Genomic DNA, 21,642 nt, shown 5'->3' on the forward strand with positions numbered 1-21,642 from the left:
AAATAATAAGAGTGTGAAGTGTCATCAACTTTAATGACTTTTGTCATGCGATAAAAAATTCATCTTAAGAATTTTTAAGCAATGTTAATATATTCAAAAAGTACAACAAGGAAACTAAATGCAGCCTCAGCAACAAAGTTTAATTTATTTACACATAGCGGTATTACTTTTTGGCGGGACCGCTCTATTTGCCAAACTTATTGGGTTAAATGCTTTAGATATTACCGTTTACAGAACTGCAATTGCAGGAATGGCTATTTTAGCCATGCTTTATTTTCAAAAAAAACAAATTAAACTCAACAAACCTAAAGACTATCTTATTGCATTATTTTTAGGTGTTGCTGTGGGTATTCACTGGGTTACCTATTTTGCTGGTATGCAAATGGCCGGTATAACTATTGGAATGCTGGCATTTTTTAGCTATCCCGTAATGACGGTGTTTTTAGAACCCCTATTTAATAAAAGCAGGCCAAAAGCAAAAGATATAATAAGTGCAGCGGTGGTTGTGTTAGGCATTTACTTATTAGTACCAAGTGCAAACTTAGGCGATGATGTAACCCTAGGTGTAATAACAGGTGTGATATCGGCATTATTTTTTTCAATAAGAAACATTACTCACAAGCGCTACTTTAGCCAATATGGCGGGCCGCAAACGATGTTTTATCAAACCTTAGTGGCAAGCATTATGTTGTGTGCATTTATAGAAGTACCAGTGTATGAGGTTAGTAATCACGACCTGATTTTAATTGCTGTAGCGGGTGTTATATTTACAGCTACACCGCACTCGTTATTTGCAGCAAGTTTAAAGCATTTATCAGCGGCAACCGCTGGGTTAATATCTTGCTTGCAGCCACTTTATGGCACCATACTGGCTATAGTAATTATTCATGAACGTCCTACTGTTATGACGTTAGTTGGTGGAGCACTCATAGTTAGTGCCGCTTGTTTTGAAACGTGGTCAATCACTAAAAAGGCTCGACAATGAAAGTATTTGCACACCGTGGTGCCAGTGGGGATTTTCCTGAAAACACTAAAAGCGCTATTTTAGAAGCGTTAAAAGTAGGTGTTGATGGTATTGAAGTAGATATTCAAAGTTCCTTAGATGATTACATGGTAATACACGACTCATGGCTTGATAGAACCACCAGCGGTACAGGTAGGGTGAGTAACTTTACCGCTCATGAGCTCTCTAAGCTTGATGCTGGAAATGGTGAAAAAATCCCTACTCTTCAGCAGCTGTTTGATTGGAATAACAATAAATCTTTATTAAATATTGAGCTTAAACACACGTTTGCACTAGAAAGGTTTGTGGCTCAATTAGAACAAAACATTGAAGCTAAAAAAATATCGAAAGCCAATATTTTAGTATCATCGTTTGATCATCATCAACTACAGTGGCTTAAAAACAAGCTACCATGGCTTAAAATAGGCGCCCTTACTTCTTCTATTCCAATTAACTATGCAAAATTTGCTAGTGATTTAAACGCTTATAGCGTACATGCAGATAAAACCTTTATAAATAAGGCTTTTGCAGACGATGCAAGAAAAAGAGGCCTAAAGATTTATGCTTATACAGTCGATAGGGAAGAAGATATAGCGCTAATGCTTGAGTATGGCATAGACGGAATTTTTACAAATTACCCAGCGCGAACCAAAGCTTACTTGTTGTCGTTACAAAAAGGCTAACTTACATTCCCCTCACTTAAATAACAATCGTAGGGCTTGAGCATAATGAGTGGTTTTATGAAAATTTATAACTATATAGAGCAAACATTCTTTTTTACGTTAACCCGTAAAATAGTCGGTAATTTAAGTTTTGTATTATTGTTCCAAGCAATTACGTTATTTTGGCTGCATCAGAGTTTAAGCGAACAACAGCAAAGTACAGGGCTATTTTGGCTGCTTACGCTTGTGATTATATCTGGTTTTATTTTTACTCTTTTTTATATGCGTTTTTTAATTGTTCGCCCTGTTACTGCTATGCGCGATACTTTGATAGAAATAAACCAACAAGATGCAAATTTAGCAGCAAAACTTCCCCACTTTTCGTATGACGAATTTAAAGATTTAAGTTCACAATACAATATATTTACTGCCCATTTAAGTGAGTTACTCAGCACAACATATAACAGTGCTCAAGCTAGTGCACACAGCAATACACAAGTCACTGAATCAATGAAAAATACTGAGCAATCAAGTGAGCAACAAATACAGTTAAGCCACAGTATTATTAATGCCAGTATGCAAATAACCCAAAGCTTACAAGACATAGTAAATAATACAGATAGCGTACATAACGTTAATAATGAACACCTTAACTTTGTAAAACTATCTGCATCAGAACTCGCTGCTTTAGTAGAGCAGGTGAAACTTATTACTAATATGCTAGGTAGCTTTTCAAATACAATTGCGGGACTAAAAGAGAACAGTGAAAACATTCGTAGTATTTTAAAAATGGTTGAAGAGTTTTCTGATCAAACTAATTTGTTAGCCCTCAACGCCGCAATAGAAGCAGCTAGAGCGGGTGAAGCTGGCAGAGGATTTGCCGTAGTTGCAGACGAAGTACGCACGCTTTCAATAAAGGTAAGTGGCGCAACTAGGAAGATTAGCGACTTTATAAATCAGATGAATGATTTGGTAAACGAGACAAATAAAGAGTCAGAGCAATTAATGACTCACTCTAATAACGCACAAAGCTCAATTAGTGCAACCTGTGATGGCTTTACTAAAATGCTTAGTGAGTTTGAGCACAACCAGCAGCAGCTGCAACAAATAGCCAGTGCTGTACATTTGCTTGAGGGCACCCAAAGTACGACTCACCAATCGGTAGAGCAAATCGTAGCTTTAGGGGAGCAAGCTAAACAGCAAATAGATACGGCATTAGCCGATAGCGAGCAATCTCAACAGCTAAGCTTGCAAACCCAACAACAGTTAAAACGCTTTGTGCACTAAGAAGCGTTTTCGGGCTCAGAGAAATATGGTAAATTACGCAGCTATTAATTTAAGTGTGTAAAGCGTGTGAGCAACCCTACCCCAGACTATGAAAAATTAGCCCTGCAAATAAAAACCTGGGGGCAAGAGCTTGGCTTTAGCGAAGTGGGCATTACTGATATTGACTTATCTAAGCACGAAGCCCAATTGCAACGTTGGCTTGATGCAGGCTACCACGGCTCGATGGATTATATGGCTGCCCACGGTATGAAACGCGCCCGCCCTGCTGAGTTAGTGCCTGGTACACAACGTGTTATATCTGTAAAAATGAATTATCTGCCTCCCGATGCTGGCTTTGCAAAAACCTTAAAAAATAAAGAAAAAGCATATATAAGCCGCTATGCATTAGGTCGTGATTACCATAAATTAATGCGTAATCGTTTAAAAAAACTCGGCCAAAAAATAGAGCAAGAAATTGGCGAGTATGGCTTTAGACCCTTTGTAGATTCAGCCCCTGTACTTGAGCGTCAACTTGCCGAAAAAGCCGGTTTAGGGTGGCGTGGTAAGCATTCGTTATTAATTAACCAAGAAGCTGGCTCGTGGTTTTTTTTAGGCGAGCTATTTATTGATTTACCTCTACCAATTGATGCAGAAAACACCTTTGAAGGTTGCGGTAAATGCGTTGCTTGTATTACTCTTTGCCCAACAGGTGCAATTGTAGAGCCCTACGTTGTTGATGCACGTAAATGTATATCGTATTTAACCATAGAACACCAAGGGCCAATACCAGAGCAGTACCGTTCTTTATTAGGCAATCGTGTTTATGGTTGTGATGATTGTCAGTTAGTATGCCCTTGGAATCGTTATGGACAAATAACTGACGAAAATGACTTTCATCCTCGCACTCAATTAAAAGATAAAGATTTACTTGAGCTGTTTGCTTGGGATGAGCCTACATTTTTAAAAAATACCGAAGGCAGCCCTATTCGTCGCATTGGCCACGAACGTTGGTTACGTAATTTAGCAGTTGGTTTAGGTAATGCAGAGTTCAGCCCCGCTATTATTAATGCCCTACAAGATAAAAGCCAAATATGCAGCGAACTTGTTTTAGAGCATATTGAATGGGCACTTGCTCAGCAAAACGATAAACAACGATTACAAATTCGTAAAACAGCTAGGTTAATTAGAATTGTAGAAAAAGGCTTACCAAGGGACGCATAGCACCGCTTAAGTAAACCTTTATATTGCGAAGTAACTAGTTTTTCAAAAGTAACGATAGATCTTGTTCTATCTCTGTAAAGGCTGCTTTGACTTGTTTAACAGACTCTTCTCTTGCTACTGAGTTTTGGATAGTTTCATCTACTTTTTTATAAATAAACACCTCCTGATCTTCATCCAGTCCCATTGATGGGATACGTTCTTCGAGCTCTTCTTGTAACTGTTTAAACACTTTTTCGTTGTTTTGACGGTTTTCATTCAACAAGCTAATTAAGCTATGAAACTTACTATGAACAGTACTTGCTACGGCATTAAGTTTCGCTCGTTGTGATTCAAGCATTTTCTTGGTCATAATGGCGCGTAGCTGCTGCTCGGTAACACTGACAATAAAACATACGTGGTCGCGTATACGACCATGCTTATCAGGGTCATGATCGGGCATATTTAAAATGAGTAAGCTAATCAATTCATAGTTAACTAAAATTCGGTGCGAAAACTCATGTAAGCGCCCTTTGTTTTTCAGCATTTCAAATAGCTCCACCACAATAGGTGAACACACGCCGTTTAGCGCAAAGTGGCTAATTTCATTATTTTCTCTAAATTCTACATTGCTTTGTAAATCAAAAGACTGCAGACAATCTACAAGCGCTTTACCTAGCTCTTGAGGATCGTTAATAAAGCCTATGTTTTCAACGTAGTTAACTATTTGCCCCATTTCACTGCTATTGGCCATTGCATTAAATGCAGTTGATGTTGCATCTTCAACTTGCTTTTCTAGACTTTGCTTTTCAACGAGTACTTGATTTAAATTTTTAAGCTTAGATTTAAGTTCGTCATGGCCAAAAGGTTTTACAATATAATCTTCTGCGCCAACAGAATAGCCTTCCATGCGTTCTTCAACAGTGCCGCGAGCAGAAACAAACATAACAATAATGTGTGCGGTATTTGGATTTGCTTTAAGTGCTTTACATACTTCATAGCCGTTCATTTGCGGCATACTTACGTCGAGTAATATAACCTGAGGCATATAACCTTCAACCATGTTTAAACACTCAGGACCATTTGTTGCTACTTGTAATTCAAAATCAAGCTCCTCTAAAATTTCCTCAATAATTTCAAGGTTAAAGGGTTCGTCATCAACGGCAAGTATTTTAGTTAAGGCCATAATTTATCATCCATTCAAATTCTTTAAAAAGTTACTTGGTATGCCAAAAAACAATTAATTAGTGTGTTGTATTAACTGATCTTCAGCTAAATGCTCGTCTAAGTTTATTTCTAATGGCACTTGTATAGATATAGTTGCACCACCATTTTCGTTGTTACGTGCAGTGATTTCACCTTGGTGTAAAGATACAAACTCTCTACACAATGCAAGGCCTAACCCTGTGCCACCAGCACCACTATTTGTTTTACTGCTTTGCACAAACTTAGTAAAAATATGCTCCAACTCATCTTCTGGTATACCGACCCCATTATCGGTAACCTCTATAGTAGCAAGCTTATTATCTGACTCTAAATTTACCCGTATTTTACTTTTAGGTTCGCTAAATTTAAGTGCGTTACCTAGTACGTTTCGAAGTAACTGGTTTATTTGCTCTTCATCACATTGTGCAATTACAGGTAATGGCTGTGCGGTAAATATAACCTCAATTTCTTTTTCCATTGCCGTACCAGACACATCATCAATACTTGTTTTAATAATATTCGCTAAATTATAGGGACGAGGGTTAAATGGAAACTTACCTACATCTAGCTTAGATAGGTCGAGTAAATTATTTAGTAACGACAGTAAACGCTCACCACTACTCTCTATTCGCGATAAATACTTAATGAGTTTTTCTTTTGCAAAATCTCCAGCTTCTAATTTACTTAAACCAAAACGAGAAAAGCTTAAAATAGAGTGCATAGGTGTTCGAAGTTCATGCGACATGTTTGCTAAAAATTCTGATTTACTTAAGTTTGCAGCCTCAGCCACATTTTTAGCATGCTCGAGTTGTGAAGTACGTGCTCTTACTTGCTCTTCAAGAACATCTTTTGCTTCAAGTAATAAATCCTCTTTTTGCTTAAGATGGGTTACATTTTTAAATATGACCGCAAGTGCTATTTCGCCATGGTGATCTATCTCATTAAAAGAGCCAACTAAGGGTATATAACCTCCTGCTGTTTTAGATAAACGTAAATCGCAGCTAAATTGTCGATTACTATTTAATGTCGAAATCTTATCTTTAATACCTAAAATTGAATCATCATCTAAAAAATCAAATACTGATTTACCTTCGAGTTCATTAAACGGTAAGTTAAATAGTCTCAAGCAAGCATCATTAGCTTCTATCACTCTACCGCACTTTTCAAATAACATAATTGCATCGGGCGTATGTTTATAAATAACCTGAAGTAGGCTGTCTTTTTCAATCAGTGCATCAACCGTATCTTGTAGCCTTTCTACAAGCTCTGCGTTATGACGTTTTAATAACTCTGTTTGCCATAATTTATGTATTGATTGTAATAATGAGCTATCGTTTAAAGGTTTAATAAGTACATCTTCTACGCCTTGACGAATTGCGTCGATCATTGAAACTTGATCAGGGCGGGAGGTAAATAACAAACAACGACAATGGGGTTGGGCTACTTTTAAATTTGAAAAAATTCCTAAACCTGTTCCGTCATCTAAAATAAAATCGCTTATCAGTATATCTATTTGCTTTTCTTTACTAATTTCTAAAGCTTCTGCGGAGGTTGTTGCAGTATGAGTCTCAATATGAGCACCGATTAAGCTATTTTTCATTTTTTCGAGACGTTCAGGAACATGGTCGACGAGTAAAATAGTAGGTAATTGCAAAATATGGTTAGAGCCTAATTCTAATAGGCTCTCTAAAAGAGAAGTAATTTCTTTATTAGAAAAAAATGGGTAGACCACGGTTGCGTCAGGCGCAATATGATTTAGCTCGCTAAACGCAGTTAGTTGTTCACCGCTTTGTGCTTTTGGCGCAAGCAGCATAAAGCGCTCTTGCGCTACTTCGCTTACAAGCGGTTTTATAGAATCAACAGGCACACCATGGGCAACAACAACTAAGTCGTAATCGCCTATATTGGTATACATGTCTAGCATGCTGAAATGAATTAATTCGACCTCACACCCTATTAATTCTAAAAGCACTTTCACACGCATCGCGATGACACTACTACTATCAATAATTAATATTTTTCGAATCATCAAGCCACACTTCAAATTAATAAACTTAATATCCTAATAGCGTAGTCTATTTTTATTTAATTGGCATAAAGCCCTATCGTTATTTTGTAAAAAAATATTACAAGCTTTCAAAAAACAGTTTATTTAAGATGCTTTCCAAAAATAGTCAGGCTGTAGGGCTTGTTATCCATTATGGCAACGCTTGGTAACTCGCCCCATATTTCAAAATCAAAATGCTTAAATAATTTAACACTGGGTAAATTATGACTAAAAATAAAACCAAGCAATACTTTAATATTTAATTGCTTAGCTTGTGTTTGAGCAAATATCATTAGCTTTTTACCAAGCCCTTTACCTTGTGCTTTACGGGTAATGTAAATGCTCATCTCTACTGTGCCATCGTAAGCAGGACGCCCATAAAACGATTTATAACTTACCCAAGCAAGTACTTGGTTATTTTCGCAGTAAACATAAATAGGCCTTTTATCGTTATGGCTATTAAACCAGTCACGCTTTTCGTCAACAGTAACTTCTTCGGTATCTGCAGTTACCATTCGCCCTGCAATGGTTTCGTTATAAATGGCTACAATTTCATTAAGATCATCAATAGTTGCTAAACGGGTTGTCATAGGTCATTCAAAGGTTGATCAATTTGTTTCATATTAGCGTATGATTATCCAATCAAACAATTGAAAAGTTTAGGTAATGTAATGCTAAAAAAAATTATAATAGGATTAATGGCTTTATTTATTAATGCCCCACTCCACGCTGAAACATCATCAACTATTAACCAAACCTCTACCCAAGACTGTCAAGATTTTACCAATGTCGATGTTCGAAAGCTTCGCTCAAAAGAATCTATTAATTTATGCCAATTTAAAAATAAGCCTTTATTAATAGTAAACACGGCAAGCAACTGTGGTTTTACACCCCAATTTAAAGGCCTTGAAGCGCTATATCAACGATACAAAGAACAAGGTTTAGTCGTATTAGGGTTCCCTTCTGATGATTTTTTTCAAGAAGAGGATAGTGAAAAAGAAACTGCAAAAGTATGCTTTGTAAATTATGGTGTAACCTTTCCTATGTTTGCTACAAGCGAAGTGCGTGGTAGTAAAGCGAACCCAATTTTTAAATATTTGAATGAGCAAACTAGCTCTCCAAATTGGAACTTTTATAAGTATTTAGTGTCTGCTGATCGTGAGACGGTTTTACGGTTTAACAGCAAAGCAGCACCTGATTCAGAACAAATGATTGCTGCAATTGAAACTGTGCTTTCTGATAAATAAGTTTATACTGGTACAATTAGTTGAAACTAACTAGAATGATATTTTAATTCGGTTAAAAAAACACCACACTATACTCGGGAGATTTTATGACAGTAGCAAGCGCACGACATATACTTGTAGACAGTGAAGCACAATGCTTAGACTTAAAAACAAAAATTGAGCAAGGCGAAGACTTTGCTGAATTAGCCAAAGCGCATTCAAACTGCCCATCAGGTCAAGATGGCGGTGCTCTTGGTGAGTTTGGTCCTGGTATGATGGTTCCAGAGTTTGATAAAGTTGTGTTTTCAGCTCCAATTAACCAAGTACAAGGCCCTGTGCAAACTCAATTTGGTTATCATTTACTTGAAGTTACTAGCCGTTCAGAATAAATTTAACTGTATCGTAAGTAACGTTTTATAAAAGCCGCTTATGCGGCTTTTTTATGGAGTAATTATGCAATTAATTGGTTCTGTACCTTCACCTTACGTGCGCCGAATTAGAATTTGGGCACAACAAAACAACTGTAAACTAGAGCTTGTGAGTCTTGATATATTTTCTGAGCAAGATCGCCCTACTATGGCCAGTAAAAATCCAGCTCGAAAGATTCCTATTCTGGTAGATGGCGACTTAACACTTAGTGACTCTAATTCTATATTGCGCTATTTACTTGAAAAAACAGGTCAACCAAAACTAACGTGGCCGCAAGAGCACTTACTTACGACTATAAATGCCTGTAACGATTCGCTAGTAGAAATGTTGCTATGTGAACGCTCTGGATTTGACACCAAAAGCGATAAACTCTTTTTTAATTTGCAAAACGAACGAATTGAACAAACATTAAGCTTTTTAAATACCCATTTAAGCGATGAAGAATTTAAAAGCTGTGAATACCTCAACATCAGTTTATACTGCCTGCTTGATTGGATTTGCTTTCGTGAATTAACTGACTTTAGTCAGTATTCAGAGCTTGTTGCTTTTCATAAGCAATATGGCAAGCGTCAAGCAGCAATAGATACTAATCCTCGTCACTAATTTAAAAAGGTAAACACATGAGCGATATCGAAATTGAATCACAACTAGTTAACTTTGTAGAAAAAGTACGTGTTAGCGAAGTAATTTGGGCACTTGGTGCAGAAGATAATGGCTTTGTAGTGTGCGATTCTAACCAATTTGACGAAACTGACGTACTACTGCTTTGGGAAAGTGAAGAAGCAGCTAAAGCGCAATGTAAAGAAGAGTGGAAAGACTACAGCCCTGTAGAAATAAATCTTGATGAATTTTTAGATGCATGGGTTGAAGATTTAAATGAAGATAACGCACTTGTTGGCATTAACTGGAATGATGACCAAGTATGTACAGAGATTGAACCTACTGGTTTAGCTCGCGCTTTAAGTGAGTAATACTTTATACGCTTTATTTTAAGAGCGGATAAAACCCGACTAGCATCTACTGCTAGTTGGGTATAAAATAAAACACATCATTATTTTCAAGGTATTACGTTGAAAACCCATCTTGGTCGCCGGCCCTTTTCAGCCATGGAACTGCACACTCTTTATAATGGATATATATACGGTGATTTTAAAGTTGCACGTGAGCAACCAAAACACTGGCATTTTTGGCTTCCTCTAATTGCATATTACAGTGGTGCATATAGCGATGAAATTGGCTATCTAACGCTTGATGATCTGTCTCTTGAAAAAGATGTCTTATGTTTTAATTTTCATACTCACGGTAAGATAAAACCTCGCTTAGTTCCAGTGCATCAGGCACTTATAGATGCCGGGTTTAATGAATATTTAGCATTCATAAAATCACAAAATCAACAACGATTAATGTTCGACTTACCCGCTAAAACTGGCAGATACAGTGAAAAAGTCCGTATTTGGTTTTCAGGTGAAGGTGAGCGAGCCGGCTATTTACAAAAGTGTGATATACCAAACGTTGATCAACTCGGTATGAAAACAGCCATAAGCAGTCTTCGTCTTAACTTTGAGCAACAAGTGCGTATACATGCTCTGCAAGCCAACTCTAAAGACGCCTTTAATTATCTCATGGGATTTAACGAATACCCACATAATGAATTTAAGGACGTGCTTTTATTAAATAACGTGATCCAAAAAATACGTATTATTAACTCACACCTGCATTGGCAGCGTTTTATAACACGCGAAAGCCACTGACAAACTTTGTTACTATTTCCCCTTAAAGTCATCGTTATAATCAATTACTCTATTAAAAAAAACTGTTAGGATATCTAACCCCCTAATAATATGAGCATAAAAAAGCCTATTTAGGGTAGTTTCTAACAACAACAATCTAGGGATCACTATGTTTCTTAAAAGCCTCTTAACAGTGAGCGTTGCTTTGGCAATGGGTGCTGCAAACGCTAACGAATTCGTTATTGAAAAACTCGCAAAACCAAGTTCACAACAGGTATCGTTAACACTCGATCCGAGCCAAGATACATTCACAGGGATGACTGAGATTTCCCTAGAAGTACTAAAACCAACAAAATACATTGAATTAAATGGCGTAGCTTACGCTGTTAAAATGGCGCAACTGCTTGGCGACGAAAACTGTGACTTAAACAACGAAATGCTTAAAACAGGTAAAGTTAAATTTAGCTGTGATGAGCAAATTCAACCAGGTAAATACACCCTTAAAGTTGATTTTTCAGCGCCATATAACCGTCAAAGTGTTGGTTTATACAAAACGTTAGACCAAGGCACACCTTACTTATTTACTCAATTTGAAATGAGTGATGCACGCCGTGCATTTCCTGTTTTTGATGAGCCAAGTTACAAAATTCCATTTCAGTTAACGATTACCGCGCCTACATCACAAAAAGTATATTCAAATACGCCAGAACTAAAAACAACGGTTGATGGCGATATGACCACACACTTTTTTGATAAAACGCCGCCAATTCCTTCATACTTAGTCGCGATGGCTGTTGGCCCATTTGAAGAATTAGATATTAAAGGCATGCCAATTCCTGGTCGTGTAATTACCCCTCAAGGTAAAATTCACTTAGCCCAATACGCAAAAGAAAACATGCCAAAAGTACTGGGCGCACTTGAAGCGTATTTTGGTATTCCTTACGTTTACAAAAAATTAGACTCAGTAGCGGTACCAGAGTTTCCATTTGGCGCAATGGAAAACTCAGGCTTAGTAACCTACCGAGAAGATATTTTATTAGTTGATTTAGCTGCAGCAACACGCAGTAAAAAACAGCGTAATGTATCAATTATTGCTCATGAACTTGCTCACCAATGGTACGGTAATTTAGTAACCATGAAATGGTGGAACGACTTATGGTTAAACGAAGCATTTGCTAGCTGGATGGCTGCAAAAATTACTAAACAGCTTAACCCTGAGTTTGAATCGCACTTAGACCTGCCACAAAACAACGTAATGGCACTTGATGCACGCCTAAGCACCAAGCCTATTCGTAAGCCAATTAAAACTGAAGCCGACATTATGGACGGTTTAGGTCTTGCTTACAGTAAAGGCAGCTCAGTACTTGCTATGGTTGAAAACTGGATTGGCGAAGATGCATTTCAAAAAGGTATTCAAAGCTACTTAAAAGAGTTTTCATATAAAAATGCTGAAGCGGCCGACTTATGGGAAGCACTTGGTAAAGCGTCAAATAAAGACGTAGCGAGTGTTTTAAAATCGTTTATTGAGCAATCTTCTTTCCCACTAGTTAAAGTAACTCAACAAGGTAGCAAAGTAACTATTTCACAAAGCCGCTTTGTAAACGCAGGCGTTGATGCGCCAGAGCAGTTATGGAATGTACCGGTGGCAATTAAATATGGTGCTGGCGATAGAGTGAAAACAGCAAACGTATTACTTAATAAACAAAGCCAAACACTAGATTTAGACTTTGAACCAGAGTGGATTTATCCCGACCAAGGTGCATTAGGCTACTACCGCTGGGTAATGGATGATGCACAATTTAGCGCACTTGTTAACAAGGCGCCAAGCGTACTGAGTGACCGTGAACGCTTAGCGTTACTATCTGCTACTGATGCGCTACTTGATGCTGGTGTTATATCTGCTGCTAAGTTAATGCAAACACTTGAAGTGTTCGTAAGCGATAGCCACCCTCGCGTAGCAAATACCGCACTAGGTTACTTAGTGTCGCAACAGCGCACTTTTAAAGACGATAGCAATAAAGACCTATGGCCTGAATTTATTCGCGGTGCAGTAACGCCTGCTGCTAAAAAATATGGTTTAGAAGCAAAAGCGGGTGAAGATGGTGCTATTGCACAACTTCGTGCAGCCGTTGTATCACGCTTAGGTTTTGATGGTGAAGATCAAAACGTCATCAATAAAGCCAAAGAACAAACGCAGGTTTATTTAAATGATCCACAAAAGGTAGACCCATACTTAGCGGGTACGTACTTAACTCTTGCTGCTTTTCATGGTGACAAAGCGCTGCTTGATCAATTCATGACAACGTTTAAAACGACTAAAGATCCGCAAGTACGCACAAACATGCTTGCAGCTATGGGCTTTTTTGGTAAACCTGAGTTACAAAAAGCGGTATTAGCTTATAGCTTAACGGATGAAGTAACGGCATCTGACATGCGTACTATTTTGTCAGGTCAAAGTTACACAGATGAGCGCCAAGCATTATTTATTGATTGGGTTTACAGTAACTACGATAAAGTAACAGCAAGCTTACCGCCGTTCTTTATACCTAACTTGCCGTACTTTACAACTGCAAGCTGTGATGCAGAAAGTTTAGCGACAACAAAAACCTTCTTTAACGAAAAAGTAGCTGATGTAGCTGGTTACGCTCGTACATTAAGTAAGCTTGAAGAAAGCACAAACGATTGTATCGCGCTTAAAACACGTGAACTTGAATCGGTTAATAGCTTTTTAAAAAGTAAGTAATTATTAGGTTTATTGAGCTATAAAAATACAAAAGCCGCTGAAAATAAATTCAGCGGCTTTTTACGTTTATATTTTTGCTTTATTAATTACCAATAATCATAGTTAGCTTGGCTATAAAATCTTTGGCTGCTTGCTCAGAATTTATTTTAAACGCAACACCGTAGTGAATAGGTTGAGCGCTTTTAAAAATGCGCGTAGGAAAGCGTGTCATCTCACTGCTATGGAAGTACCCTTGCGCACGCGTTACGCCATCTATATCATTAAAATCATCGCTAAACACCTCAAATGCTGGGCGAATTACTATTTTACCCTTGCCGCTTTCGCTGTGGGTATAAAATGCTTCTTTAGAGTTTACTAACATGTACTCTGCAATATTTTTAATCTTAAAATTACTTCTGCACTGTAATTTAATGAGCTGTTCTGTCAGCTCGTCTGCACTATAAGCCACGTGTAATCCCTATTAGTTAATTTGCGTATTAGATTAACGCATACGCACAATAAAATCTGAATTTATTTGTCTGCTTTACTTTGTTATATCACATACAAAAGCGAGTTTTTCATTGTTGTAACTCATTCTTGTTATATTTGTTTCGCAGTAGGTGCTTAAATTAAGCCATTGCGATACTTCATCACTTCCATCAAGTTTACGCTGATAAACGCGGTTTTTAATAGCATAAGCAATGGTCGCATTATCTTTTAAAATAAAATCTTGAACTTGAGCCGGTAACCTTAATAGGTCTTCAACTTGTTTATCTTGTGGATTAAAACTCGCTAAAATGTGTTGCTCGTTTTTAGTGTAACTAAATAAAAATGCAGCCATTGAGTTGTTATAAATAAGCGTTCGGCCAATATTACTGGCAGCTATTTCCCCCTTCGCTTGTGCAACAGAAGTATATTGAAGCGTGTGAGGCTTTCCTAAAATAAACATCACTAAATCATTTTGGACACCCCATGCATGGTATCCAACAGGTTCAATCCAATCAAAAATACGACGTGGCGCATCTTCATTTTTGAGTGGGTATTGCCACAATTTTTGCTTACCGTCAGCTTCTACAACAATCGCTGATATCGCATCACCACTTGGCATAACTGTTGGTGAGTATTCGCTTACGGGAGAGTTAGTTATATTGGTAACTTTTTTTGACGTGAAATCATAATAAGCAATATCAGTTTGGCTTTGCCCTTTATTAATTACTTCATGAGTAAAGTATAAACCTGTACTTGTTAAGTGCGGTTGGTTGTTATAACTATTTTTATCGCTCACAATACTAACTTGTACCCCGAAAGGTGTATTTAAATCAGCAAGTAATACTTGGCTTTTTGGCATGCTAGCCTGCACCACTATTGGGCTCAGCGCTGCTATAGAAAATAATCCAAGTAATGGTTTAATAAGTTTCATGCTTTCTCTCGTTTTAATTTTAAGCACCTCATGATAACGTTATTTGCTGATGGCGTCACTTGAGCTAAGTCAGTCAACTCTTAAGATACCCAAACGACTTAAAATAATGTTAAGTTTAGTCTGGTTATAAAACCTGGTCCTAAAAAAGAGAATTAACATGTCAGCTAAAAATCCTATTATTGCGATTACGGGTTCATCTGGTGCGGGTACAACCACCACAACGAATGCAATTAAACATATTTTCCGTAGCCTTAATATTCAAGCGGCTTTTGTCGAAGGAGATAGCTTTCATCGTTACACTCGCCCCGAAATGGATAAAAAAGTTCGAGAAGCACAACAAGAAGGTAAACATATTAGTTACTTTGGCCGAGAGGCCAATGACTTTGGCGCTTTAAAAACGCTGTTCGAAAACTATAGCGAAACAGGTCAAGGAAAGTTACGCCGCTACTTACATACCTTTGATGAAGCCGTTCCGTACAATCAATTACCAGGTACATTTACACCTTGGCAAGATCTTGACCATAATACTGACATTTTGTTTTATGAAGGGTTACACGGTGGTGTAGTTGATCAAGATGTAGACGTTGCAAAGCATGTCGATTTATTAATAGGCATGGTTCCAATTATTAACCTTGAATGGATTCAAAAATTAATACGCGATACATCCGAACGAGGCCATTCTCGCGAAGCGGTTATGGGCTCTATTGTGCGCAGTATGGATGACTATATAAATCATATTACCCCGCAGTTTTCTCGTACCCATATTAATTTTCAACGCGTGCCGACCGTTGATACATCAAACCCATTTAGCGCCAAAGATATTCCATCTCTTGATGAAAGCTTTGTAGTTATTCGCTTTAGGGGTATTGATGATGTTGATTTTCCTTATTATTTACGGATGATCGAAGGCAGTTTTATGTCTCGTATTAATACGCTTGTAGTACCAGGGGGCAAAATGGGCTTAGCTATGGAGCTGGTTCTTACTCCACTTATTAAAGATATTATTTTGAAAAAGCGTGCACTGGAAAACTTAGCACCTTTGGATATACCTATTTAACTCTTCTTCTAAGATTGAGCTCTCTCACGTACACTGCTGATTTTAGTAACAATAAGGGACATTGTGTTGTACTCATTAAAAATTATTGTGGGTTCTAAAAACCCTGTAAAAATTAACGCTGCTAAACATATTTTTGCAATGTATTTCCCTGAACATGAAATTGATTGCCAAGGTGTTGATGCTCCATCCAATGTGCCAGATCAACCTATTGGCGAAGAAGAAACACGTGTTGGCGCACAAAACCGTGTTAATTATTGCAAAGAGCATTACCAAGCTCACTACTACGTGGCAATGGAAGGCGGTGCAGAGCAATTTAGCTATGGTGCAGCAACCTTTGCTTACGTAGTTATTGATAATGCCTTAAATCAGGTTGTAGGGCGCAGCAGCAACCTCCCCTTGCCTCAAGTGCTTTATAACGCATTACTTAACGGCGAAGAGCTTGGCGATGTAATGGACAAAGCATTTAATACCACCAACGTTAAACAAAAAGGGGGCGCTATTGGGTTACTTACAAACAATCATGCCACGCGCGAAAGCACCTATACACAAGCACTCACTTTAGCTATGGCGCCCTTTCTACACGTAGATCTCTACAGCCAAACAAATTAATTTAGGAAGTTTAATGAAATACAACTATGTATTGTTTGATGCAGACGAAACCTTATTTAGGTTTGATATTTTAGCGGGCATGACTCGCATGTTTAAAGCTTACAACGTAGATTTTAGCCAAGACGACTATATTCATTATCAAAAAACCAATAAGCAGCTGTGGGTTGATTATCAAAATGGCACTATTAGCGCAGATTACTTACAAGTAACACGCTTTAATGAATGGGCTTCAAAACTTAATGTGCCCGCAAAAGAGCTAAACGATGCTTTTTTAGATGCTATGGCGCAAATTTGCGAGCCATTACCTGGTGCTATTGAGCTTTTAAATAAACTTAAGCCAAATGCTCGATTAGGTATTATTACTAACGGATTTGCCCGCTTACAAACCGTACGCCTTGAGCATACTGGCTTAAAAGATATGTTTGAATGGTTAGTAATATCTGAACTTGTGGGTATAGCAAAACCAAATAAAGCGATTTTTGAGCACACATTTGAGCTAATGGGTAACCCAGATAAAAGCGAGATACTTATGGTGGGTGATACTGCTGCAAGCGACATACTTGGCGGCAACAATGCAGGTATTGATACTTGCTGGTTACAACACACTGGTGAACAATTAGCCGAAGGAATAAAGCCAACTTATACAGTAACTCATTTAAATCAGTTACAAGCTCTTTTAGAGTTATAATAGAGTAAATTTTACGCAAAAAAAATGACGCTAATTAGCGTCATTTTTTATAACTGTTTGTGAGCTGTTCTTTTACTGCTTTTAGGCTGGAGCTAACTCAAGACCGGGTGCAGGCATCGTCACAGGCGTTTCAAATGTTGCCCACTCCCATGCTGACTCTGTAGCCATAATTTTACGTAGTAATTTATTATTTAAATCATGACCCGATTTAAATGCATTTACTTTACCCAAAAGATTATGACCTGTCATAAACATGTCACCAACACAGTCTAATATCTTGTGCTTAACAAACTCATCGCTATAACGTAAGCCATTAGGATTTAAAACTTTGAATTCATCAAGTACCACAGCACTATCCATGCTACCACCTAGCGCTAGGTTGTTTGCATGCATGTATTCAATATCTTTCATAAATCCAAAAGTACGCGCACGGCTAATTTCTTCAATAAAGCTTTGCGTTGTTATATCCAACCCAATACGTTGGCGACTTTCATTGATAGCTGGGTGGTTAAATGCAATCTCAAAGTCGATATGAAAACCATCATATGGTTCAACTTCAGCCCACTTACCATCTTCTTCAATGCGTACTTTTTCTTTAATACGGATAAAGCGTTTAGCAACGTTTTGTTCTTCAATTCCGCCTTTTTGTAACAGATATATGAATGGTAATGCACTACCATCCATAATCGGCACCTCTGAGCTGTCCAATTCTACAATTAGATTATCAATGCCCATTGCAGCAACAGCTGCAATAAGATGCTCAGTAGTTGATAAGCGAACACCATCTTTGTTAATTAAACAGGTACACAACTGCGTATCACCAACGGCTTCAGGTGTTGTTTCAAAATCAACAACCGGATCAAGGTCGACACGACGAAATACAATCCCAGTATTTGCGCTCGCAGGTCGGAGAGTTATTGTGACCTTCTCACCTTTATGAAGTCCAATTCCTATGGCTTTGACTACTTGTGCAATCGTACGCTGTTTAATCATAGGTATGCTCACTTTTAAATCAGTTACAGTTAGACGGCGGAGTTTAACATAAATCCTATTGCCTTTCAATATTTGTACATATTTCAAACAAAAGTATTATTAAATGTTAATCTGCCTGCTTACGTAAAAAAGCGGGAATATCAAAATAATCACCACCTTCTGATTTATCTGCTTTTTTACTATTTTGCGCTGAAGAACTTGAACTACTTGAACTCGTTGAAGGCGCTTTCTCTTTACTTTGCGCTTGCTCTTTAGTCGTGTTTTCTTCAGCGTTTGTATCTTGGCTTGCAAAGCTTGGCACGTACATGCTGCTCGTTTGGTTTGATGTGCTTGCAACATCAGAACCTGATGCTTTTTTAAAGCCGTTATCAACAATACCAAACTGTGGACGGCGATCGCCGCCTAAACCAGTTGCAACAACCGTTACACGTAGCTCATCAGTCATTTCTGGGTCGATTACCGCACCAACAACAACCGTTGCGTTTTCTGACGCAAGTGCTTTAACGTGATTACCAACAATTTCAAATTCTTCAATTGCAATGTCCATACCAGCGGTAATATTAACTAAGATACCTTTAGCACCTGTTAAATCAACGTCTTCTAGTAGTGGGCTTGAGATAGCGGCTTCTGCAGCTTCTTGTGCACGATCAGGACCTGACGCAGACGCCGTTCCCATCATTGCAGTACCCATTGCAGACATTACTGTTCTAACATCGGCGAAATCCACGTTAATTAAACCAGAACGTGTAATTAGCTCTGCTATACCTTGTACCGCACCAAATAATACGTCATTAGCTTTAGCGAAGGCATCTAGAAGTGTAGTCCCTTTCCCTAAAACTTTAAGCAATTTATTGTTAGGAATTGTAATAAGTGAATCTACAATTTCTGACAATTCATTAATGCCTTGTTCAGCGGCTGCTGCACGTTTTTTACCTTCAAAATCAAAAGGACGTGTTACAACTGCAACAGTTAAAATACCGAGTTCTTTAGCAATTTTAGCAACTACCGGTGCTGCACCAGTACCTGTACCACCGCCCATACCAGCTGCAATAAATACCATATCGGCGCCTTCAAGGCTGGCACGAATTGTATCTGCATCTTCTTCAGCCGACTTACGGCCTACTTCAGGGTTTGCGCCCGCACCTAACCCAGAGGTTATTTGCGTGCCTAGTTGAACTGTAATATCGGCAGCAGAGTTACGTAATGCTTGCGCATCCGTATTAGCGGCTATAAAACGCACGCCTTCTATTTGTTGTTTTACCATGTGCTCAACAGCGTTACCGCCACCACCGCCCACGCCGATTACTTTTATTACAGCTTCTTCGCTGTGTTGTTCCATTATATCAAACATGTTTACTCTCCGACTTGAGTCTTAAAACTCGCCTTGGAACCATTTAGTAATGCGGTTCCACCAATTATTGTTATCCTCTGCTTTCGACTTTTGTGCATTCATCGATTGCATGGTACGCCCGTATTGTAACAAACCAACAGCGGTTGCGTACGAAGGATCATCTACATAGTCTGTCAAACCAACCATCCCGATTGGTTTGCCTATTCTTACTGGCATTTGGAAAATGTCTTCTGCCACTTCCATAGCGCCAGTCATTTTAGCAGTTCCGCCTGTTATAACGAGACCTGCCGCAATTTGGTCTTCTAAGCCTGAACGACGAATTTCTTCCATCGCAAGCTCAAATAATTCTCTAAAACGAGGCTCTACCACCTCAGATAATGTATGGCGCGACATCAACCTTGCTGGTCGTCCGCCTACACTTGGTACTTCAATTGTGTCTTCGCTACTTGCCATTTGGCTACTAGCACATGCGTATTGTACTTTGAGTGACTCGGCATGTGATATAGGTGTGCGAAATATTTTTGCAATATCACCAGTAACTTGGTTACCCGCTACAGGTATAACGGCTGAGTGACGAAGTGCGCCATTGATATAAATGGTGATATCCATAGTGCCGCCACCAATATCAAGTACTGCAACACCTAGCTCTTTTTCGTCATCTGTTAGTACAGAATAACATGACGCCAGTGCAGTAAAGATAAGTTGATCGACTTCAAGACCACAGCGCTCAACGCATTTTTCGATATTTTTTGCCATATCGTTTGAGCACGTAATGATATGTGCACGCGCTTCCATACGAACGCCGCTCATGCCTAGTGGGTTTTTAATGCCCTCTTGCATATCGATGCTGTATTCTTGCGGCAATGCATGCAGCATTTTACGCTCTGCTGAAATAGGCACAGAACGCGCAATATGTATTACGTTTTCAATGTCTTCGTCAGTGACTTCGGTGTTATTGATTGCCACCACACCACTTTCGTTTTGGCATTGTATATGCTTGCCAGAAATACCCAAATACACAGAGCTTATACGACAATCAGCCATTAACTCGGCCTCGTCTATTGCTCGTCGAATAGACTCAGACACTAAGTTTAAATCGTTAACGCCGCCTTTATCCATACCATGAGATACTTGGCTGCCCACACCAACAATGCTGAGCTTGTTATCTGCGGTGATTTCACCTACCGTGGCAACCACTTTCGAGGTGCCAACGTCTAATCCTATTACTAGGTTTCTTTCTGCTGACTTAGTCATGCCTTACTCTTATTTTGTAATTGTTCTTCTTGCATTGGCTTAAAGCTTACTGCAAGGCCGGTATCATACCGTAAATCGATTGTATCTACTTGTGCATCTGCACGTTGTTCCATTCGTGGATAAACGTCTATAAAACGTTGTACACGCTTGGCTTTATCTTTACGCCCTAAATTTAAGCGAATCCCGTTATCTAGCCAAAGTTGCCACGAAAAACGCTCCGATAATGCCAAACTTGTTAATGTTAAACCATTAACTCTGAGCATTTCATCAAATTGCTTAAAAGCAACCCACGCCTCTTCTTCGCTACCTTCTGGGCCATATAACTGCGGTAAGTTATCATCTAACTTATCGCTGCTGGCTTGAAATGCTTGGCCACTTTGGTTGAGCAACAAGTCGCTATTCCAGTGAGCAACTACTTCATGTTCAACTACATACACCTGTATAGTATCAGGCCATTGTTTACGTACCGAAGCGGTAGCAACCCAAGGCAAGTCTTGAACTAGCTGCTGCACGTGCTTAACATCAAGTTCAAAAAAACTACTTAAATCGGCTTTTTTAATTGCTTTTATAATTGCCGTTTCATCTGTGTATTTGGGATGCCCTTGCACTGTAAGGTGCTTAATTTGAGCATCTTTATTTTCAACTAACCAATCAGATACACCTGTGGTTATTTGTACTAAGCCTATAACCACAACCAGAAAAAAACTCACTCCAAAAATCAGCGACCAATTAAAGTTAAGTTGCTGTTTTAGTTGTTGAGCTTTTTCTAAAAGGGGATGCAT

At 38.5% G+C, this 21,642-nt stretch carries 22 protein-coding genes; 13 read left to right on the top strand and 9 right to left on the bottom strand.

Translation table 11 applies throughout. The features are described 5' to 3' along the window. Window positions 1–118 precede the first annotated feature (118 nt). From H5090_RS00180 to queG, 4 genes are all read left to right on the top strand, one after another. Window positions 119–985 carry a DMT family transporter gene (locus H5090_RS00180; protein WP_024594632.1) on the top strand — a complete coding sequence of 289 codons (867 nt, stop codon included), beginning with the start codon at window positions 119–121 and terminating at the stop codon, window positions 983–985. Beyond that, the gene (locus H5090_RS00185) at window positions 982–1,686 is read left to right on the top strand and encodes a glycerophosphodiester phosphodiesterase family protein (protein WP_182694705.1); all 705 of its coding nucleotides are present in this window, start codon (window positions 982–984) and stop codon (window positions 1,684–1,686) included. Before H5090_RS00180 ends, H5090_RS00185 begins: the two co-directional genes overlap by 4 nt. A 45-nt stretch (window positions 1,687–1,731) precedes the next feature. Then, on the top strand, window positions 1,732–2,952 hold the full coding sequence (locus H5090_RS00190) for a methyl-accepting chemotaxis protein (RefSeq protein WP_182694706.1): 1,221 nt from the start codon (window positions 1,732–1,734) through the stop codon (window positions 2,950–2,952). Window positions 2,953–3,018: 66 nt separating this feature from the next. Continuing rightward, the gene (queG, locus tag H5090_RS00195) at window positions 3,019–4,152 is read left to right on the top strand and encodes a tRNA epoxyqueuosine(34) reductase QueG (protein ID WP_182694707.1); all 1,134 of its coding nucleotides are present in this window, start codon (window positions 3,019–3,021) and stop codon (window positions 4,150–4,152) included. 34 nt (window positions 4,153–4,186) lie between these two features. Here the strand turns inward: queG and H5090_RS00200 are convergent, their stop codons facing one another. The 3 genes from H5090_RS00200 to H5090_RS00210 all read right to left on the bottom strand — a co-directional run bounded on the left by H5090_RS00200 (window position 4,187) and on the right by H5090_RS00210 (window position 7,971). Then, window positions 4,187–5,314 carry a PleD family two-component system response regulator gene (locus H5090_RS00200; protein WP_182693580.1) on the bottom strand — a complete coding sequence of 376 codons (1,128 nt, stop codon included), beginning with the start codon at window positions 5,312–5,314 and terminating at the stop codon, window positions 4,187–4,189. A 54-nt stretch (window positions 5,315–5,368) separates the two neighbouring features. Continuing rightward, window positions 5,369–7,363 (bottom strand): ATP-binding protein, encoded by a 1,995-nt coding sequence (locus H5090_RS00205; RefSeq protein ID WP_182694708.1) that lies wholly within the window; start codon window positions 7,361–7,363, stop codon window positions 5,369–5,371. Between the two features lie 119 nt (window positions 7,364–7,482). Beyond that, window positions 7,483–7,971 carry a GNAT family N-acetyltransferase gene (locus H5090_RS00210; RefSeq protein ID WP_039485299.1) on the bottom strand — a complete coding sequence of 163 codons (489 nt, stop codon included), beginning with the start codon at window positions 7,969–7,971 and terminating at the stop codon, window positions 7,483–7,485. 81 nt (window positions 7,972–8,052) lie between these two features. On the opposite strand from H5090_RS00210, the gene H5090_RS00215 reads away from it, so the two are divergent. The 6 genes from H5090_RS00215 (at window position 8,053) to H5090_RS00240 (ending at window position 13,509) form a co-directional block, all read left to right on the top strand. Further along, window positions 8,053–8,628 carry a glutathione peroxidase gene (locus H5090_RS00215; RefSeq protein ID WP_182694709.1) on the top strand — a complete coding sequence of 192 codons (576 nt, stop codon included), beginning with the start codon at window positions 8,053–8,055 and terminating at the stop codon, window positions 8,626–8,628. Between the two features lie 86 nt (window positions 8,629–8,714). Continuing rightward, window positions 8,715–8,996 carry a peptidylprolyl isomerase gene (locus tag H5090_RS00220; protein WP_002958009.1) on the top strand — a complete coding sequence of 94 codons (282 nt, stop codon included), beginning with the start codon at window positions 8,715–8,717 and terminating at the stop codon, window positions 8,994–8,996. 64 nt (window positions 8,997–9,060) lie between these two features. Next, entirely contained in the window at window positions 9,061–9,639 is a 579-nt protein-coding gene (locus H5090_RS00225) for a glutathione S-transferase family protein (protein WP_024605976.1), read from the top strand. Window positions 9,640–9,656: 17 nt separating this feature from the next. Then, on the top strand, window positions 9,657–10,007 hold the full coding sequence (locus tag H5090_RS00230; RefSeq protein ID WP_002958007.1) for a DUF2750 domain-containing protein: 351 nt from the start codon (window positions 9,657–9,659) through the stop codon (window positions 10,005–10,007). 99 nt (window positions 10,008–10,106) lie between these two features. Next, on the top strand, window positions 10,107–10,787 hold the full coding sequence (locus H5090_RS00235; protein WP_138488564.1) for a hypothetical protein: 681 nt from the start codon (window positions 10,107–10,109) through the stop codon (window positions 10,785–10,787). Between the two features lie 148 nt (window positions 10,788–10,935). Beyond that, entirely contained in the window at window positions 10,936–13,509 is a 2,574-nt protein-coding gene (locus H5090_RS00240; protein WP_182694710.1) for a M1 family metallopeptidase, read from the top strand. A gap of 82 nt (window positions 13,510–13,591) precedes the next feature. Here the strand turns inward: H5090_RS00240 and H5090_RS00245 are convergent, their stop codons facing one another. Continuing rightward, window positions 13,592–13,957 carry a hypothetical protein gene (locus H5090_RS00245; protein ID WP_007376965.1) on the bottom strand — a complete coding sequence of 122 codons (366 nt, stop codon included), beginning with the start codon at window positions 13,955–13,957 and terminating at the stop codon, window positions 13,592–13,594. Between the two features lie 75 nt (window positions 13,958–14,032). Next, window positions 14,033–14,908, bottom strand: coding sequence for a hypothetical protein (locus H5090_RS00250; RefSeq protein ID WP_058154159.1), 876 nt, complete (start codon window positions 14,906–14,908; stop codon window positions 14,033–14,035). A 157-nt stretch (window positions 14,909–15,065) separates the two neighbouring features. On the opposite strand from H5090_RS00250, the gene H5090_RS00255 reads away from it, so the two are divergent. From H5090_RS00255 to yjjG, 3 genes are all read left to right on the top strand, one after another. Beyond that, a complete protein-coding gene (locus tag H5090_RS00255; protein WP_002958002.1) occupies window positions 15,066–15,965 on the top strand; it encodes a phosphoribulokinase in 900 nt (299 codons plus the stop codon). A 63-nt stretch (window positions 15,966–16,028) separates the two neighbouring features. Next, window positions 16,029–16,574, top strand: a complete 546-nt coding sequence (gene yjjX / locus H5090_RS00260) for an inosine/xanthosine triphosphatase (protein ID WP_100218333.1) — start codon at window positions 16,029–16,031, stop codon at window positions 16,572–16,574. A 13-nt stretch (window positions 16,575–16,587) separates the two neighbouring features. Continuing rightward, entirely contained in the window at window positions 16,588–17,262 is a 675-nt protein-coding gene (gene yjjG, locus H5090_RS00265) for a pyrimidine 5'-nucleotidase (RefSeq protein WP_182694711.1), read from the top strand. A gap of 81 nt (window positions 17,263–17,343) precedes the next feature. Here yjjG and lpxC read toward each other — a convergent pair whose 3' ends face one another. The 4 genes from lpxC to H5090_RS00285 form a co-directional block, all read right to left on the bottom strand. Further along, complete coding sequence (gene lpxC, locus H5090_RS00270) at window positions 17,344–18,255, bottom strand: UDP-3-O-acyl-N-acetylglucosamine deacetylase (RefSeq protein ID WP_182694712.1); 912 nt, start codon at window positions 18,253–18,255, stop codon at window positions 17,344–17,346. A 106-nt stretch (window positions 18,256–18,361) separates the two neighbouring features. Beyond that, complete coding sequence (ftsZ, locus tag H5090_RS00275) at window positions 18,362–19,606, bottom strand: cell division protein FtsZ (protein WP_058154155.1); 1,245 nt, start codon at window positions 19,604–19,606, stop codon at window positions 18,362–18,364. A 21-nt stretch (window positions 19,607–19,627) separates the two neighbouring features. After that, window positions 19,628–20,860 (bottom strand): cell division protein FtsA, encoded by a 1,233-nt coding sequence (gene ftsA / locus H5090_RS00280; RefSeq protein WP_007582937.1) that lies wholly within the window; start codon window positions 20,858–20,860, stop codon window positions 19,628–19,630. Continuing rightward, a complete protein-coding gene (locus H5090_RS00285) occupies window positions 20,857–21,642 on the bottom strand; it encodes a cell division protein FtsQ/DivIB (RefSeq protein ID WP_002957996.1) in 786 nt (261 codons plus the stop codon). Before H5090_RS00285 ends, ftsA begins: the two co-directional genes overlap by 4 nt.

The organism is Pseudoalteromonas sp. SR43-5 (genome assembly GCF_014163835.1).
Classification (GTDB): Bacteria; Pseudomonadota; Gammaproteobacteria; order Enterobacterales; family Alteromonadaceae; genus Pseudoalteromonas; species Pseudoalteromonas distincta.

What these genes read in the sequence shown, in the direction of transcription:
- H5090_RS00180 (WP_024594632.1), top strand. Translation starts at nt 119, where the DNA reads ATGCAGCCTCAGCAACAAAGTTTAATTTATTTACACATAGCGGTATTA.
- H5090_RS00185 (WP_182694705.1), top strand. Translation starts at nt 982, where the DNA reads ATGAAAGTATTTGCACACCGTGGTGCCAGTGGGGATTTTCCTGAAAAC.
- H5090_RS00190 (WP_182694706.1), top strand. Translation starts at nt 1,732, where the DNA reads ATGAGTGGTTTTATGAAAATTTATAACTATATAGAGCAAACATTCTTT.
- H5090_RS00200 (WP_182693580.1), bottom strand. Translation starts at nt 5,314, where the DNA reads ATGGCCTTAACTAAAATACTTGCCGTTGATGACGAACCCTTTAACCTT.
- H5090_RS00205 (WP_182694708.1), bottom strand. Translation starts at nt 7,363, where the DNA reads ATGATTCGAAAAATATTAATTATTGATAGTAGTAGTGTCATCGCGATG.
- H5090_RS00210 (WP_039485299.1), bottom strand. Translation starts at nt 7,971, where the DNA reads ATGACAACCCGTTTAGCAACTATTGATGATCTTAATGAAATTGTAGCC.
- H5090_RS00215 (WP_182694709.1), top strand. Translation starts at nt 8,053, where the DNA reads ATGCTAAAAAAAATTATAATAGGATTAATGGCTTTATTTATTAATGCC.
- H5090_RS00220 (WP_002958009.1), top strand. Translation starts at nt 8,715, where the DNA reads ATGACAGTAGCAAGCGCACGACATATACTTGTAGACAGTGAAGCACAA.
- H5090_RS00225 (WP_024605976.1), top strand. Translation starts at nt 9,061, where the DNA reads ATGCAATTAATTGGTTCTGTACCTTCACCTTACGTGCGCCGAATTAGA.
- H5090_RS00230 (WP_002958007.1), top strand. Translation starts at nt 9,657, where the DNA reads ATGAGCGATATCGAAATTGAATCACAACTAGTTAACTTTGTAGAAAAA.
- H5090_RS00240 (WP_182694710.1), top strand. Translation starts at nt 10,936, where the DNA reads ATGTTTCTTAAAAGCCTCTTAACAGTGAGCGTTGCTTTGGCAATGGGT.
- H5090_RS00250 (WP_058154159.1), bottom strand. Translation starts at nt 14,908, where the DNA reads ATGAAACTTATTAAACCATTACTTGGATTATTTTCTATAGCAGCGCTG.
- H5090_RS00255 (WP_002958002.1), top strand. Translation starts at nt 15,066, where the DNA reads ATGTCAGCTAAAAATCCTATTATTGCGATTACGGGTTCATCTGGTGCG.
- yjjG (WP_182694711.1), top strand. Translation starts at nt 16,588, where the DNA reads ATGAAATACAACTATGTATTGTTTGATGCAGACGAAACCTTATTTAGG.
- lpxC (WP_182694712.1), bottom strand. Translation starts at nt 18,255, where the DNA reads ATGATTAAACAGCGTACGATTGCACAAGTAGTCAAAGCCATAGGAATT.
- ftsZ (WP_058154155.1), bottom strand. Translation starts at nt 19,606, where the DNA reads ATGTTTGATATAATGGAACAACACAGCGAAGAAGCTGTAATAAAAGTA.
- ftsA (WP_007582937.1), bottom strand. Translation starts at nt 20,860, where the DNA reads ATGACTAAGTCAGCAGAAAGAAACCTAGTAATAGGATTAGACGTTGGC.
- H5090_RS00285 (WP_002957996.1), bottom strand. Translation starts at nt 21,642, where the DNA reads ATGCATCCCCTTTTAGAAAAAGCTCAACAACTAAAACAGCAACTTAAC.